The 13,673-nt window shown below is 41.4% G+C and carries 17 protein-coding genes; 8 read left to right on the plus strand and 9 right to left on the minus strand.

Going from position 1 to position 13,673, the window contains the following annotated elements:
- Positions 1-15 precede the first annotated feature (15 nt).
- Entirely contained in the window at positions 16-897 is an 882-nt protein-coding gene (locus tag EJ103_RS05765; RefSeq protein WP_126006501.1) for a peptidylprolyl isomerase, read from the plus strand.
- A gap of 65 nt (positions 898-962) precedes the next feature.
- On the opposite strand, the gene queF is transcribed toward EJ103_RS05765, so the two are convergent.
- Complete coding sequence (gene queF, locus EJ103_RS05770; RefSeq protein ID WP_055255227.1) at positions 963-1,808, minus strand: NADPH-dependent 7-cyano-7-deazaguanine reductase QueF; 846 nt, start codon at positions 1,806-1,808, stop codon at positions 963-965.
- Between the two features lie 59 nt (positions 1,809-1,867).
- On the opposite strand from queF, the gene syd reads away from it, so the two are divergent.
- Positions 1,868-2,407 carry a SecY-interacting protein gene (syd, locus tag EJ103_RS05775; RefSeq protein WP_126006503.1) on the plus strand — a complete coding sequence of 180 codons (540 nt, stop codon included), beginning with the start codon at positions 1,868-1,870 and terminating at the stop codon, positions 2,405-2,407.
- 224 nt (positions 2,408-2,631) lie between these two features.
- On the opposite strand, the gene EJ103_RS05780 is transcribed toward syd, so the two are convergent.
- The 3 genes from EJ103_RS05780 to EJ103_RS05790 all read right to left on the minus strand — a co-directional run bounded on the left by EJ103_RS05780 (position 2,632) and on the right by EJ103_RS05790 (position 4,192).
- Complete coding sequence (locus tag EJ103_RS05780; protein ID WP_126006505.1) at positions 2,632-3,405, minus strand: Zn-ribbon-containing protein; 774 nt, start codon at positions 3,403-3,405, stop codon at positions 2,632-2,634.
- A gap of 13 nt (positions 3,406-3,418) precedes the next feature.
- Positions 3,419-3,682 (minus strand): hypothetical protein, encoded by a 264-nt coding sequence (locus EJ103_RS05785; RefSeq protein ID WP_126006507.1) that lies wholly within the window; start codon positions 3,680-3,682, stop codon positions 3,419-3,421.
- 270 nt (positions 3,683-3,952) lie between these two features.
- Positions 3,953-4,192 carry a DUF2789 domain-containing protein gene (locus tag EJ103_RS05790; RefSeq protein WP_126006508.1) on the minus strand — a complete coding sequence of 80 codons (240 nt, stop codon included), beginning with the start codon at positions 4,190-4,192 and terminating at the stop codon, positions 3,953-3,955.
- 211 nt (positions 4,193-4,403) lie between these two features.
- Between EJ103_RS05790 and EJ103_RS05795 the strand changes: the two genes are divergently transcribed.
- The gene (locus EJ103_RS05795) at positions 4,404-5,048 is read left to right on the plus strand and encodes a GNAT family N-acetyltransferase (RefSeq protein ID WP_126006510.1); all 645 of its coding nucleotides are present in this window, start codon (positions 4,404-4,406) and stop codon (positions 5,046-5,048) included.
- A 740-nt stretch (positions 5,049-5,788) separates the two neighbouring features.
- Here the strand turns inward: EJ103_RS05795 and EJ103_RS05800 are convergent.
- Together EJ103_RS05800 and EJ103_RS05805 are read right to left on the minus strand one after the other, a co-directional pair.
- On the minus strand, positions 5,789-6,088 hold the full coding sequence (locus tag EJ103_RS05800; RefSeq protein WP_004585972.1) for a DUF3301 domain-containing protein: 300 nt from the start codon (positions 6,086-6,088) through the stop codon (positions 5,789-5,791).
- A complete protein-coding gene (locus EJ103_RS05805) occupies positions 6,088-7,116 on the minus strand; it encodes a DUF3549 family protein (protein ID WP_004585973.1) in 1,029 nt (342 codons plus the stop codon). The genes EJ103_RS05800 and EJ103_RS05805 overlap by 1 nt, the downstream gene beginning before the upstream one ends.
- A gap of 105 nt (positions 7,117-7,221) precedes the next feature.
- Here EJ103_RS05805 and EJ103_RS05810 point away from each other — a divergent pair, with 105 nt between their 5' ends.
- From EJ103_RS05810 to EJ103_RS05820, 3 genes are read left to right on the plus strand one after another with little or no spacing between them, the layout of a single operon-like run.
- Complete coding sequence (locus EJ103_RS05810) at positions 7,222-7,542, plus strand: YqcC family protein (RefSeq protein ID WP_126006512.1); 321 nt, start codon at positions 7,222-7,224, stop codon at positions 7,540-7,542.
- Complete coding sequence (truC, locus tag EJ103_RS05815; protein ID WP_126006513.1) at positions 7,535-8,299, plus strand: tRNA pseudouridine(65) synthase TruC; 765 nt, start codon at positions 7,535-7,537, stop codon at positions 8,297-8,299. The genes EJ103_RS05810 and truC overlap by 8 nt, the downstream gene beginning before the upstream one ends.
- Positions 8,299-8,748 carry a flavodoxin gene (locus tag EJ103_RS05820; protein WP_024033689.1) on the plus strand — a complete coding sequence of 150 codons (450 nt, stop codon included), beginning with the start codon at positions 8,299-8,301 and terminating at the stop codon, positions 8,746-8,748. Before truC ends, EJ103_RS05820 begins: the two co-directional genes overlap by 1 nt.
- A gap of 274 nt (positions 8,749-9,022) precedes the next feature.
- Here EJ103_RS05820 and EJ103_RS05825 read toward each other — a convergent pair whose 3' ends face one another.
- Together EJ103_RS05825 and gloB are read right to left on the minus strand one after the other, a co-directional pair.
- The gene (locus EJ103_RS05825) at positions 9,023-10,600 is read right to left on the minus strand and encodes a LysM peptidoglycan-binding domain-containing protein (RefSeq protein WP_089349114.1); all 1,578 of its coding nucleotides are present in this window, start codon (positions 10,598-10,600) and stop codon (positions 9,023-9,025) included.
- Positions 10,601-10,746: 146 nt separating this feature from the next.
- Positions 10,747-11,520 (minus strand): hydroxyacylglutathione hydrolase, encoded by a 774-nt coding sequence (gene gloB, locus EJ103_RS05830; protein ID WP_126006515.1) that lies wholly within the window; start codon positions 11,518-11,520, stop codon positions 10,747-10,749.
- Positions 11,521-11,573: 53 nt separating this feature from the next.
- Here gloB and EJ103_RS05835 point away from each other — a divergent pair, with 53 nt between their 5' ends.
- Positions 11,574-12,350: a class I SAM-dependent methyltransferase gene (locus EJ103_RS05835; RefSeq protein WP_126006516.1), complete on the plus strand. Its 777-nt coding sequence runs from the start codon at positions 11,574-11,576 to the stop codon at positions 12,348-12,350.
- 73 nt (positions 12,351-12,423) lie between these two features.
- On the opposite strand, the gene rnhA is transcribed toward EJ103_RS05835, so the two are convergent.
- Complete coding sequence (gene rnhA / locus EJ103_RS05840) at positions 12,424-12,888, minus strand: ribonuclease HI (protein ID WP_004585980.1); 465 nt, start codon at positions 12,886-12,888, stop codon at positions 12,424-12,426.
- Between the two features lie 68 nt (positions 12,889-12,956).
- Here rnhA and dnaQ point away from each other — a divergent pair, with 68 nt between their 5' ends.
- Positions 12,957-13,670, plus strand: a complete 714-nt coding sequence (dnaQ, locus tag EJ103_RS05845) for a DNA polymerase III subunit epsilon (protein WP_004585981.1) — start codon at positions 12,957-12,959, stop codon at positions 13,668-13,670.
- Positions 13,671-13,673 lie beyond the last annotated feature (3 nt).

A 13,673-nucleotide genomic window follows, 5' to 3' on the forward strand; every position in this document is an offset into this window, starting at 1 on the left:
CAGTATAAGGATTATATGAAAGGACTATATTTAGCAGCACTAATAACAGGATTAACTGGGTGCGCCCAATACACAGAGCAACACGCGGGCACTCAACAAACCCCAACCCGTAGCGCAAGCGAGGTAATAAAGCACGCTAAAGCGCACGAATGGCGAAATGTAGACAGGCAAAATGTTTTAAAAATTACGCTGCCTACAGGGGCGGCTTATGTTGAGCTTAACCCACAGCTTGCAGCTAAACATACTGCGCACATAAAACAACTTGCACGAGAAGGCTTTTATAAAAATACCCGTGTTTATCGTTTTGTTGAAGGGTTTGTAGCACAAGGAGGCGACAGCTCAGGCAATAAAGCAATTAAAACGGCTAATAAAACTGTGCCTGCAGAGTTTTACCATAGCACCGCACAGCCGCTTAAAATTACAGAGCTACAAGGCGATGGTTACGCGCCTGTAACGGGGTTTTTAAACGGTTTTGCTGTCGCACAAAACGCCTCTAATACAAAAACTTGGCAGGTACATTGCCACGGTGTGTTTGCCATGGCGCGTGGCAATGAGATAAACAGTGCAAGCACTGAATTTTTTGTCACCATTGGCCAAGGTCCGCGCTACCTTGATAAAAATATTACCCTATTTGGAAGAGTGCTTGAAGGTATGGAGCACTTTAATCGTTTACAGCGTAAGCCTGTTGCTAATACGCCATTTAACCCAATTACAAACATTGAGGTATTAGCCGATATTAAGCGTGATAAAAGCACCTTTAATGTTATGAAAACAGACTCGCAATCATTTAGAGAATTGATTGAGGCGCGAAAAAATCGTACCGAACCTTGGTTTGTATACGCCCATAATTATATTGATGTGTGCGCAATGCCTATTCCGACTAAGCGCATTGACTAGCTTATAACGGGTATAAAAAAGGAGCTTAAGCTCCTTTTTTATGGTGATATTTAAGTCGATTGGTATTACTGGCGATTAATTTTTACCGCAAAAGGCGTATCGTTATAGTGCGTTGAACGATACGGATTTATATCCAGCCCACCGCGGCGTGTATAACGCGCATAAACTTCAAGCTCTTTAATGTTTAGCTGCGTGGTTAAATCACTATAAATACGCTCTACACATTGCTCATGAAACTCATTGTGGGTTCTAAATGAAATTAAATAACGTAGGAGTGCCTCATGGCATATTTGCTCACCAGTGTAACGAATAATTATACTGGCCCAATCTGGCTGCGAGGTAATTAAGCAGTTAGATTTAAGCAAATGGCTATGCAGGGTCTCAGTAACCAGGGTGTCACTTTTTGATTTAAGTGAGTAGGCGTCAATATCGTAGTTATCTATTTCAATATCTAAATCGTCAATACATTGCCCTGGTAATGGCGTGCAAGGTAAGCAGTTATAGTCATCAGGTGCGTATAACGTTACCGCTACATCGCTATTTACCGCATTTGATAAGTCTTCAATTAAATGCTGTTTTACCACCTCAATACTTTCAAAGCGGGTTTGATTAAAGCTATTTAAGTAAAGTTTAAACGACTTAGACTCAATAATATGGCTGCTTTGGCACGCAAAAGTAAACAGCGCCACGGCAACCTGCGGTTTACCTTTAGCGTTTAACCACGAAAGCTCATAACCTGTCCAAATATCTTGGCCTTTAAAGGGCAACTCGGCTTCGTCAATATTTAAAGCATCACGATTTAACTTGCGGGCAATAGGAAAAAGCAAGCTAGGCGAATATACATCTACGTATTCAGTAGATTGTCCTAACACACTACCTTTAAGGTCTGGAGAATTGCTGTAATCTGTCATGTTTGCTCTTAAATAGTTACAATAGGGACATTATATCTAATTTAAATGAGTTTCGCAGTATGTCTGTTGCAATGCAAATGGCCCAACTTTACACGCAATTTTGTGAAAAAATCGTTAAAAACACCGCTAAATATCCGCTTATGGCACACGACGAACAATGGCCTAGCCCTTGCGAGTTTGGCGAGGTAGACGTACAAGGCAATATTCAATGGAAAAGTGCTTTGCAAACCCCCGCAGGTTCGTTATCAGATTTAGCTAACGCGCTTGAGCTGAGCTTCCCAGCAGGGATTGATGAGTTTTATGGGCACATGTATGGCGGTAGCATTTTAGCCAGCATAGATGGTCACCGTGTGGAGTTATTACAAGCTTGGAATAAAGATGATTTTGACTTGCTGCAACAAAATATTACCGGTCATGTATTAATGAAACGAAAATTAAAGCAGCCAGAAACCCTATTCATTGGTTTAACTGAGCAAGATGACTTACTGGTTACCGTGCAGGTAAATACCGGTGAGGTATGTTTGGAGTACGTAGGTAAAAAGCCGCATCATGTACTTGCACCCAATATAGAATCTTTTTTAAAAGCGCTTGAGGTTTAGATTAATTAAACCAATGTGCAGTAATCGTTAATTATTGTGCAGGATAATCCCTTTGCAAGACGCGTTAAAGGTTGCTCAGTTATTACAGCAAGAGTAACGATATTGTAGCCTTACTTGCCGCTTTTACTTAATTTAATTGAGCATTAAAAATCAGCTTAGTGCAATGCATTAAGCTGATTTTGTATAAGGTGTGTAACTTTATTTTGCAAAGTGCAGGCTTTTAGTTACTGAAAATCCCACGAAACATTAGATACCAACCCACACGGCTCACACCTAAAATCAAATAACCCAAACCACGGCTCTGGTAATTTCCACTCACTATTGCAGCTAGGGCATTTACGCTCAAGTTCTGAAGCTTTATCTACACCGCCTACACGGTATAAATAATAATAAACCGGTTTTTGAGTTAAAAAGCGAATACGTTTAGCAATGTCTTTACCGCGGCGATATAAGTCACTTTGTGTGCTTGATATTTCTTCAAGCGCTGGAAACTCACAGCGAGTAGCGCCGTTAATTTGTATTTGATCGCAGGCTTGCCAATCTTCTTGCCATTTTATGAGTGTTTTATAATCCCCATTAGCAATGGCCGGAATAGTAAACAATGGCACAGGTAAAAAGTCATCACCACAATACAGTGGGCTACAGGTATGCACATAGGTTGTGTATAAAATATAGCTTGAAGGCGATTTACAGGTATCGGCACCGTTTGAGTGAATGTCTTGGCCAATAATTTTTATTTTAGGAGCAAGTAAACCTGCACTGTGCAGCTTCTCAATACTGTGTTTTACAAAAGGGCTATTATTTAATGGGTGCATGGCGTCTTCGGTTGGGCACATTACACGGGTAATAAAATAGCCATCTTTTAGTACAGTTGGGAATTCTTCACCCATAATTTGGCCGTTAAAACGCAGCGCATTAACTAATCGGTTAATGGCTTGCTCGGCGTGCTCTAGGGTGGTGTCTTGGTAGCAGTCAAACGTTAAATCAACAACGAACATTTATAGTCTCAAATTATTTTTGCTCTAACAGGGCTAGCAACCTATCGAGTTTTTTCTCAATGCGATCGAGTTGAGATGTTTTAGGCTCAACGATGCTCTGCACAGGGTTTTTCATTAAATTATGAATTGAATCAGGGTTATTTTTATATTGGCTTACTGCGGCAATAATAACCGGCATAGGCACAGGTTGTGCTAAACGGCTTTTAGTTAGGGCAACAGTAGGGGTTTTGCCTTCATCAAGAAGGACTTTAATTGCATCAAATACAACTGCATTCATTAGATTTGTAACTCTTTAATGTATAAGCGCAGCAAGTGTTTGCTGCGCGGGTGCTATAGTAGCAACAATACCAAGGCGCATAAAGCCTTGGTATAAGTAGAGGGGGGATTATACCAATTCGCAATAATACTTAATCATTTTGCGGGGCTAAACGTGTCGCTATCTGTGTTAAAAATTTTTCATTTAGAACGGCCAAATAGTGAATTTTTGCTTAGCTATAAACACGTTTATCGAGCCTCAAAATAGGTCGCATAATTAAGCAAATTAGTATTACTTACCTTCTTGGCGAAGCCTCACATCAAGTTCATCAATTACTTCACTCCACGCGCCATCTTCTGCTAGCGATTCTGCTAAAAAATGCTGCTGTGATTCATCCCAAAAAGGAGCTTGTTGTAAAAGCGTTGTGTCTTCTAGTGAGTGAGAAGCAATAAAATCGTCAATCTGATGTTCTGAGCTAGGTAAACCCAATTGTGCAAACAACGTTTTCATATCGTGTTTTGTCGTATCCATATTATTACTCCATCTTATTAAATTAAACCAAGCTTAGAGCCAGACTATAGGCTTTGCTAGTTAAACTCTCGCTGAATTGACGGTATTTTTGCTTTAGGTATATAGTTAACTTGCAGTATAGATAAACATTTTCGCCATACTATTGCTAATTACTTTATATACGGTAAATAGTTTGGCAACGTTGAGGGTAGTAAAGCAAAAAGGATACACAATGACAGTCACCTCTAATGAGCACACATTAAGCGTACAATACCTTGCCCCTGAAGATATAAGCACTGCAGGGAGTTTAATCTATCAGGCCTATCATGATGATCCGCTACTTCAAAATTTATTAGGTTATGATCAACATAATATAGCTGCCTACGAGAAAAAATTACGCTCAGTGATACGCGAAGAACTCAGTGCCTTTTGGCAAGAAAAGCTGCCATTAATAGGCTTGTACCGCGATGATAAATTAAAAGCGGTGGCGTGTGTATTTGAGTCAAGCAGCCAATTACAACCAGAGCGTTATTGGCATTGGCGCTTAAAGTTAATGCTGAGTGCAGGGTATTTGCAAACCAACCAACTAATAGAAAAAGAGCAAACAATACGCACTGCGCTTAATGATATTGGCGATTACTACTATTTAGCGTTTATTGCGGTAGACCCGCACGTGCAAGGCCACGGTCTTGGGCGATACCTGTTACGAGGCTTAGATGATTTAGCAACTAAAAACACAGGGGCTAAAGGGCTTGCCGTTTTTGTTACACGCCAAGAGCATAATACGTTTTTTAAATCAGAAGGATTTAGCACTTTTAAAGCACTTGCCTTTAATAAAGTATCCGGAGAGCTTCTTTTTAAACCATATGCAAAGTAAGTCTGTAAGCGATAAGCGCCATTACGGACATATGCCCGTGAGATATATCTTACATTGGCGTGCGCATTATCAGTTACGCTCGTTCACAAATGCAGCTTTAAAAGGCTAAGTTTTTGTTTTGTATATGGTTTTATATTTTTTCATATATATTACTAAAAATTAATTTTGTTTACCTAGTAGGATGAAACCCAAACTCGCGTAGTATTTAACTTGTCAAGACGACATAGCTTAATGACTAAGCTACTGCCAAGGATACGGAATAGGCAACATAGCAGATGCTAGCAGGAAGCATAAAGGACAAGTTAAAAAGGATGCAAGGACGAACTAGGAAGTGCATGAGGCGCTTAGTAGTTGGAACTACTTAAGGATATTTACGGATGAGGCTACAGGAAGTAGCAGGAGCGTTAGTTTACGCAGGATGGCCAAGGTGGCAAGTGGAAAATGCAGGATGCATTTAAAGTGGCAGGAGCTACTTAAAAGGATGGCCAAGGATGATGCTACAGTAAGTAGCCAAGCGTTAGTTTACGTGGGTTAGCCAGGGTGGTTATGGATTTTGCAGGATGCAATGTTGAGGGTAAATAGGGTTGTTTACTCGTTCAGGGGATGATAACACGGATTTTGGGTCAAGGATAACGGGCAGGATGCTGTAAGAGTGGGGCGTAACTTTTGTTACGCCTTAGTTTTATGTAATAACCTATTTATTAATTTCGCTTTAACCCCACCTTTTTTAACATTTTTTGTTAAATTTTGTGTGGCGGCACAACAACGCTTTTTAGCATTTCATTTTCCATAATTAAAATACCTTGATAGGCATTTTCGCCATCACTTGAAAACTCAAACATGAATTCGCTTTTGATCCCAGGTTTGCCATTTTTTAAAATGCCAAAGCGGCGTTTTGTGCACGCTACGCTCATTAACTGAACCTGTAATTGCTCAGCTTGACGCGCGGCATGACTGTTAGCAGCTTCTGCTACTTTCCGGTTTAGCCAAAATAAGTATATTACAGCGCCAATAGCGATAAACGTCCACAAAGTAGCCATTAAGAGAACAACCTTCCAATTGCGCGAGCGAGCGTTTCGCTGCGATTTTCTTTACGTAATAAGCCTAATAAATGTGGGCGTATAGTGGGTATTGCAACTAAATCAGCAAAGATACTGGGAAATAGCTCGGCAATTTGCTGGTGGTGCGCACAATTATCCATAAAAATATGTAAGCGCTCTGGCTCTTCTAGTTGAGAAAAGCATCGCCCTGCAATCGTTAAAAGTACATCTGAATCAGTGCCAACAGATGAGCTTAAAGCAGCATCTACTAGTTGCGTACACAGTCCTTGCGCTTGGCCTTTTGAAAGTGAGCGCAGTGCGGCAGTTAGTGCAATTGTATCGTTATTTTCAATGGCAGTGTGGCCATAGGCGACTAAAAGCTCACTGAGTGATGGCGGTATTTCTACATGTTCAAGCATGGCGCTCAAAGGCTGCAATACCTCTAGTGGTAAATGCGGCCAAGCTTTTTGCAAGTTTGCTAAGTTGTTGTCGTTATTTAGGCGCAGTGCAAAATCGGCAATCCCTTGTAGTGCTACGCTTTGCCAATCATCAAAACCTAAAGTGCCACTAAAGTACAGCTGCGTGTGCTCGTAATATTTAGAGGCTGGTTGCTTTAACAATACTTTAAGTTGGGCGTTAAAAGCCGCTAATTTATTTGCATTAGGGGTAAACACATAAGGGTTATTATCTAGCTTACCATCGGCTTGCTCGCCGGTTATTTCGCTGCCTAGGGCCTCAATTACCATATTAGCGAAATGATCGCGGCTCGCGCTCACTAATTTACTTTGCTCATCAAGTGGAAACTTTAAAAACCATACATATGGTTCTTTACTTGCTTTGCTATCCCAAAATTGAATAGCGAGCCATGCATGCCCCGCAAGCGGATAAGGATAAGGAACTTGCGCTTGCTCAATAGCTAAAAATTGTTTTTTATCAAGCTTAGTAATATGCCTACCAATATCAAAAGCACGCCATTGTGTACCGGCGCCATCTAAAAGTTGGCCAAGTGTCGCTATGTGTTCGCTCATCGTTATCTCAATTGTTTTTACTGCAAAATTGCCTCAATTATACGCCATAGCAGGCATTGAGGGAACAGGGTATAATTGCCCTATAACGTAAAAAGAAGAGTGGTTATGTATCAGCAAACGCAGGCTTATTTAAACCAATTAAGCATACTTTTAAAAAAACATAAGCTGTGGCAAAGCACGCCAATAGAGGCGCATAAATTACAATCTCAAGTGCCTTTTTGTCACGATACTATGGCATTTGAGCAATGGTTACAGTTTGTATTTATTGAAAAAATGCAGCAATTAATAACGCTCAGCCAACCATTGCCGCAAAATTTTGCCATTGCGCCTATGGCAGAAATGGCGTTAGTGGATAAAACCGGCAGCGGCGAAATTATAACGCTACTTAGTGAACTTGATGCTTTTTTAGGTAAACCCCATGACTGAAAAGGGTGAACCTGTAGAGTACGGCGAGCTTAATATTCTCTACCAAGACGAATACTTTGTGGCGATAGATAAACCTTCAGGCTTATTAGTGCATCGCTCATTTTTAGATAAGCACGAAACTCAGTTTGCAATGCAAATGCTGCGCGACCAATTAGGTCAGCATGTATTTCCGGTTCATCGCCTCGATAGGCCAACATCTGGCGTGCTGCTATTTGCTTTAAGTTCAGAATCTGCCCGAGACATGAACAAGCTTTTTATTGAAGGCACTATTACAAAACGTTATTTAGCGCTTGTACGTGGTTTTGCGCCTGAGTCGGTATTTTTAGACAAACCTTTAAAAGAAGAGCTTGATAAAATTGCTGATAAATTTGCAGATCAAAACAAAGCACCGCAAGAGGCGCAAACGCAGTTTAATTGTTTGCACCAAACTGCATTGCCTATCCCTATCGGTAAATACCCAACAGTGCGTTACTCGCTCGTAGAGTGTTTTCCAAAAACGGGTCGAAAGCATCAAATTAGGCGCCACCTTAATCATTTATCAATACCTATTATTGGTGATGTAAATCATGGTGATAACCAGCATAATCAATTTTTTAGGGAGCACTTTGCACTGCGGCGGTTAATGCTATTTGCAACGCAGCTTAGTTTTGTGCACCCTTACACGCATAAACCCATCGTAATTAAAGCGCCACTAGGTGAAGACATGCTTAGTATATGTAAGCAACTAGGTTGGCCACAGCAAGAAAAGGATTATTAATGGCACATATTAGTATTTTTGTAGGCAGCGTTAACGGCGGCGCAGAACGTTTAAGCTACGACGTTGCAAATACAATTGAAAAAGCGGGGCACACTGCGAGCGTTATTAGTGAGGCCTCACTTGATGATATAAAAAACGCCTCACATATATTAGTTGTTACCTCTACCACAGGGCAAGGCGATGTACCTAGCAATTTAGCTGGGCTCTACTTTGCTATGAACAGCACATTTCCGATGCTAACCGATAAGCCATTTGGTGTTATAGCCATGGGCGATAGATGCTACGGCGATACGTTTTGCGGTGCAGGGCGCAGCTTTGATGAGCTACTTCGTGATTTACAAGCAAAGCCTGTGGGTAACCGCTTAGAAATAGATGCCTGTGAAGATTTTGAACCATGGCCAGTTGCAGAGCCGTGGTTAAAAGCATGGCTTGAAAAATTACCAGCTTAGTAACACCAATGCGCAATAATGCTTAGTCATTTTGCGGGGTTAAACGTGTCGCTACCTGCGTTAAAAAATGCTCTTTTACGACTGCATGGATGCAGAAGGTAGGGTAATGCAGGAGCAATTGCCGAGAATAACTGAATAGCGAATTTATTGCCTAACTATCAACACGTTTTTCCAGCCTCAAAATAGAGCATTTAATTAAGCGAATTGGTATTAACTGCTTATATGTACAAAAAAAGGAGCGCATGCGCTCCTTTTTTAATTATTAAACTGTGGGTTAACTGCTTCTTACATCAACTTTGAGCTTTAACTTTTGACCTGGCTGTAAATACTTTTGACCAGCTAAGTTATTCCACTTAATAATTTCGTTAACCGTTAAATTAAACTTAGAGGCAATACGTGCAAGCGAGTCACCGCGTCGTACTTTGTAAGTAATAGTGCGATTAGTACTTGCAGTTGCCTGTGGTTTACTCGCTGATTTATACACAGTGAGCTTTTGATTTAAGCGCAGTACTGCGTTTTTCTTCAGTTTATTCCACGAGGCTAGCTCATCCATGGTCACATCGTATTCGCGGCTTATATCCCATAAAGTATCGCCACTTTTTACCGTATGCGACAGCTTAGTACGCGTTGCTTTATTTGCCGCTAAGCGCATTTGCTTAGGTAAGTGTTCGCTGTTAATTGCGCCGTCGGTAAGCGGCACTAACAATTGTTGACCAACACGTATGGTGTTTGACTTTAATTTGTTCAGTGAACGAATTGCACTCGTGCTAGTGGTAAACTTTTTAGCTATAACTGAGAGGCTATCGCCGCGCGCTACCGTGTATTGTTGCCAGCGTAAGCGGTCTTTAACATCGGTTTGAGCTAATTTTTGACTAAACTGCTCGGCTTTATCGGTGGGTAATAATAAAAAGTGCGGCCCGTTAGGATCCGTCGCCCAGCGATTAAATCCAGGGTTTAACCTGTAAAGCTCAGTGAGTGTCATATCAGCCATATCGGCTGCCAGTGCTAAATCAATTTGCGTGCCTACATCAACCACTTCAACTACTTGCGCATTAATCACTGGCTTCCACTTTACGTTAAACTCATCAGCACGTTTAAGTAAATCAGCAAGGGCTAATAGCTTTGGTACATACGCTGTGGTTTCGCTAGGTAAATCTAAAGACCAAAAATCGGTAGGTAAATGCTTTTTGCGATTCTTTTTAATCGCGCGCATTAAGCGTCCTTCGCCCGAATTATAAGCCGCAATGGCGTTTAGCCAATCACCCTCAAGGGTTTTATGCAAATATGATAAGTAGTCAAGTGCAGCACGGGTCGATTGAACAATGTCGCGACGCCCGTCGTACCACCAGTTTTGTTTTAAATCAAAACGCTCACCGGTTGCTGGCATAAACTGCCAAATACCAGAGGCACTTCTATTTGAATAACCAAATGGGTCAAAAGCACTTTCTACAATAGGCAGTAAGGCTATTTCTATTGGCATTTCGCGCTTTTCTACTTCTTCAACAATAAAGTGTAAGTAAGGCTCTGCACGTTTTGAAATACGATCTAAATAAGCTTGATGACGCGCGTAATAGTTTCGCTCAGTAACAACAGGGCGGTTTTGGGGTACATCTATAGAAAGTTGGTAGCGTATACGCTCCCATACATCGTCAAAAACAGGCGCTTCTTCGCTTTCGGTAATTGTTTGATATTGTGCGTTTACCATCAATGCATTGTTAATATCGTTAGGACTTGCGCCTTCTAAGCGCTTATTTGCTTGGGTAGCTGCTTGAGCGTCTGAGTCTACGGTTGTTAATGTTTGACAACCACTTAGCGCAAGCGCCAAGGCAATTAAAAGAGGAGATTTATTCATAAATACCAATACATCAGGTAAAAAACTCGGCAAATACTACCCGTTATGAGCCAGTATTGCCACTTTACTACCAACTTTAACTTTATGATAAAATCATCAGCCAATTTTAAGCTGATGATTTTAAATTAATAATTATTACTTATGTGTTAAAAGTTGTCTTTGAACTGTCTCAGACTAGCAAAGTTTTCCCAAGGTTCATTGTTTTTTGTAACCACAAGGCATTCTTTTGGCACTAACTCTGTAATAGTGGGTAGGTCACTGCGCATAAAAGGATTAATTTTTAGCTCTTGGCCAATAGTACTTGGCAGGGTAATTTCGTTATTGCTGCGAAGTTCATCTACCTTTTTGCTGTATTCGAGTAGCTCAGGATTACGAGGCTCTACAGCTTTAGCAAAGGCCAAATTGGCTTGCGTGTATTCATGGGCGCAATACACTTTACAGCCTGTTGGTAGTTCACGAAGCTTATTAAACGAGTGCCACATTTGCTCACTTGTGCCTTCAAATAAACGCCCGCAACCGCCACTAAATAGCGTATCGCCAGGAAAAATTAACATATCATGGGTATAGCAAATATGATCAAGGGTATGCCCTGGAGTGGTAATCACGTCAAACGTGGTATTGAGTACTTCAATGTTATCGCCATCAACAAGTTTATGGGTAATACCACCAAACGGGCTGTTACTAGGCCCGTAAACTGTAATCTCTGGAAATTGCTTTAAAAGCTCTGCTACGCCACCTGTGTGATCGCTGTGGTGATGGGTAATTAAAATGCCACCCAGTTGTAAATTATGCTCAGCTAAATGCGCCTTCACGGGCTGAGCGTCGCCTGGGTCTACTACCCATGCTTGGTTGCTATTATGGGTAGTTAAACACCAAATATAATTGTCAGAAAATGCTTTAATTGCTTTAACTTGCACCATATTAATTTGCTCTATAAAGTGACGGGTAACACCTAGTATAACGAGCTATAAAAATGAAACCAGCCCTTAGTTTTCAAGAAGGACCCAAACCGCTGTCATGGCAGCAGTTCCCTCATGGGGATTATTTACGTGCTGACATTGAACAAAAAATGGATCAATGGCTGCCGCGTATGTTTGGTTACCATATGCTTAAATTAGGTAATTTAAGTGGCGAGCTTAATACCAGCGTAAGCACTATAAAACACCAAGTATGTGTTGCCGAAGAGGGGCCTTACACAGGTGTAATAGCCGATATAGACGAACTGCCTTTTTATGAGCACAGTGTTGATGCGTGTATTTTAAGCCACTGCTTAGAGTATCACTCAGACCCACATCACATATTACGCGAGGCGCATCGCACACTTATACCCGGTGGTTACATTGTTATTACCGGATTTAATCCGTTTAGTTTATGTGGATTGGCGCAAATGTTGCCCTTTAGTGGCCAAAAGCTGCCGTGGACGGGGCGTTTTTTTACGCCTGCGCGGGTAAAAGATTGGCTTAATTTATTGGGGTTTGAAATTATTAGCGATGAGCGCTTTATTTACTCATCTCTTGCGCGGGGTAACAGGCTTTCACGGTTTGCATTTTGGCGCAGTTTTGCTAAACAGTATTTAAAACCTATGGGGAGTGTTTATATGCTGGTGGCGCGAAAACGCGTGGCTCCGCTTACGCCTATAAAACCTAAGTGGCATGCAAGGCCGCAGTTTTCACCTGTAAAAGGGGCAGGGCTCAGACAAACCTCAAAGCAGCACTTTAAACAGTATGAGCAAAAAAATAATAATAGTTAAATAATGTAACTAGGCACTTTTAATACCATGAGCCTTACACTCATGGCATTAAAAGTGAGAAAGCTTTTACGGGTTAAGGCTGATACCCTACATCATCAAGTAGGTTGCTACTGCCTGCAGCATCACGTGCCAAATCGTCAACTATTTCGTTATATTTATGCCCGCTATGTCCCTTTACCCATTTCCATGTAACCGTGTGCTCGCTACAAGCGCTATCAAGTCGCTTCCATAAATCAACATTTTTAACCGGCTTTTTTGCCGATGTTTGCCAGCCCCGTTTTTTCCAATTTGCAATCCACGACTCAATACCCTGCTTAACATATTGGCTATCTGTGGTGAGGTTAACGGTGCAAGGGCGGGTAAGTGATTCAAGGGCAACAATGGCAGCGAGCATTTCCATACGGTTGTTTGTGGTGAGCTTATACCCTTGGCTTAATTTTTTTTCGTGGCCGTTATAAATCATAAAAATACCATAACCACCAGGGCCCGGATTACCTAAACATGAGCCATCGGTGTAAATCTCTACGGTTTTTTGCACTGTTTTACCTTGATATTATGTACAATAAAGTGATTATAGAAAGATACCAGAGTCAGGCTAAATTCGATATGGCACGTAGACAAATAGTTTTAGATACAGAAACCACCGGCATAGACCCCAAACAGGGGCACCGGATTATAGAAATTGGGTGTGTAGAATTAATAAACCGACGTTTAACCGGTAATAATTTTCATGTTTACATTAACCCACAACGCAGCATTGAAGAAGAAGCAATAGATGTTCACGGTATTACCAACGAGTTTTTACGTGATAAACCACTTTATCGCGATATAGCGCAAGAGTTTTTTGACTACATTAAAGGTGCTGAGCTTGTAATACATAACGCCCCGTTCGATGTGGGCCATATGGATAACGAGTTTGCGCTGCTTAACCAAGGCTACCCAAATACGCACGAGTACTGCCAAGTTCTCGACACCCTTAAAATGGCGCGTGACTTGCATCCTGGTCAAAAGAACAACCTAGATGCTTTGTGCCGCCGTTACGATATAGACAACGCAAAACGAACATTACACGGCGCATTACTGGATTCTGAAATTTTAGCCGATGTTTACCTTGCCATGACTGGCGGGCAAACCAAGCTAAACTTAAACCAAAATAAAGATGACGGCAGCGAGCAACAGACTGGTGGCATAAGACGCTTAAGTAGTGACCGAGCACCTTTAGTTGTATTGCGCGCAAACGACGCTGAGCAAAGCGCACACGAAGCACGACTCGATCTTGTAGACAAAGAAGGCGGCCACTGTTTATGGCGCGCTGAATAAGGC

It is taken from the genome of Pseudoalteromonas sp. Xi13 (assembly GCF_003952205.1).
Taxonomy (GTDB): domain Bacteria; phylum Pseudomonadota; class Gammaproteobacteria; order Enterobacterales; family Alteromonadaceae; genus Pseudoalteromonas; species Pseudoalteromonas atlantica.

What these genes read in the sequence shown, in the direction of transcription:
- EJ103_RS05810 (WP_126006512.1), top strand. Translation starts at nt 7,222, where the DNA reads ATGTATCAGCAAACGCAGGCTTATTTAAACCAATTAAGCATACTTTTA.
- truC (WP_126006513.1), top strand. Translation starts at nt 7,535, where the DNA reads ATGACTGAAAAGGGTGAACCTGTAGAGTACGGCGAGCTTAATATTCTC.
- syd (WP_126006503.1), top strand. Translation starts at nt 1,868, where the DNA reads ATGTCTGTTGCAATGCAAATGGCCCAACTTTACACGCAATTTTGTGAA.
- EJ103_RS05835 (WP_126006516.1), top strand. Translation starts at nt 11,574, where the DNA reads ATGAAACCAGCCCTTAGTTTTCAAGAAGGACCCAAACCGCTGTCATGG.
- EJ103_RS05820 (WP_024033689.1), top strand. Translation starts at nt 8,299, where the DNA reads ATGGCACATATTAGTATTTTTGTAGGCAGCGTTAACGGCGGCGCAGAA.
- EJ103_RS05805 (WP_004585973.1), bottom strand. Translation starts at nt 7,116, where the DNA reads ATGAGCGAACACATAGCGACACTTGGCCAACTTTTAGATGGCGCCGGT.
- queF (WP_055255227.1), bottom strand. Translation starts at nt 1,808, where the DNA reads ATGACAGATTACAGCAATTCTCCAGACCTTAAAGGTAGTGTGTTAGGA.
- EJ103_RS05785 (WP_126006507.1), bottom strand. Translation starts at nt 3,682, where the DNA reads ATGAATGCAGTTGTATTTGATGCAATTAAAGTCCTTCTTGATGAAGGC.
- EJ103_RS05790 (WP_126006508.1), bottom strand. Translation starts at nt 4,192, where the DNA reads ATGGATACGACAAAACACGATATGAAAACGTTGTTTGCACAATTGGGT.
- EJ103_RS05780 (WP_126006505.1), bottom strand. Translation starts at nt 3,405, where the DNA reads ATGTTCGTTGTTGATTTAACGTTTGACTGCTACCAAGACACCACCCTA.
- dnaQ (WP_004585981.1), top strand. Translation starts at nt 12,957, where the DNA reads ATGGCACGTAGACAAATAGTTTTAGATACAGAAACCACCGGCATAGAC.
- gloB (WP_126006515.1), bottom strand. Translation starts at nt 11,520, where the DNA reads ATGGTGCAAGTTAAAGCAATTAAAGCATTTTCTGACAATTATATTTGG.
- EJ103_RS05800 (WP_004585972.1), bottom strand. Translation starts at nt 6,088, where the DNA reads ATGGCTACTTTGTGGACGTTTATCGCTATTGGCGCTGTAATATACTTA.
- EJ103_RS05795 (WP_126006510.1), top strand. Translation starts at nt 4,404, where the DNA reads ATGACAGTCACCTCTAATGAGCACACATTAAGCGTACAATACCTTGCC.
- EJ103_RS05825 (WP_089349114.1), bottom strand. Translation starts at nt 10,600, where the DNA reads ATGAATAAATCTCCTCTTTTAATTGCCTTGGCGCTTGCGCTAAGTGGT.
- EJ103_RS05765 (WP_126006501.1), top strand. Translation starts at nt 16, where the DNA reads ATGAAAGGACTATATTTAGCAGCACTAATAACAGGATTAACTGGGTGC.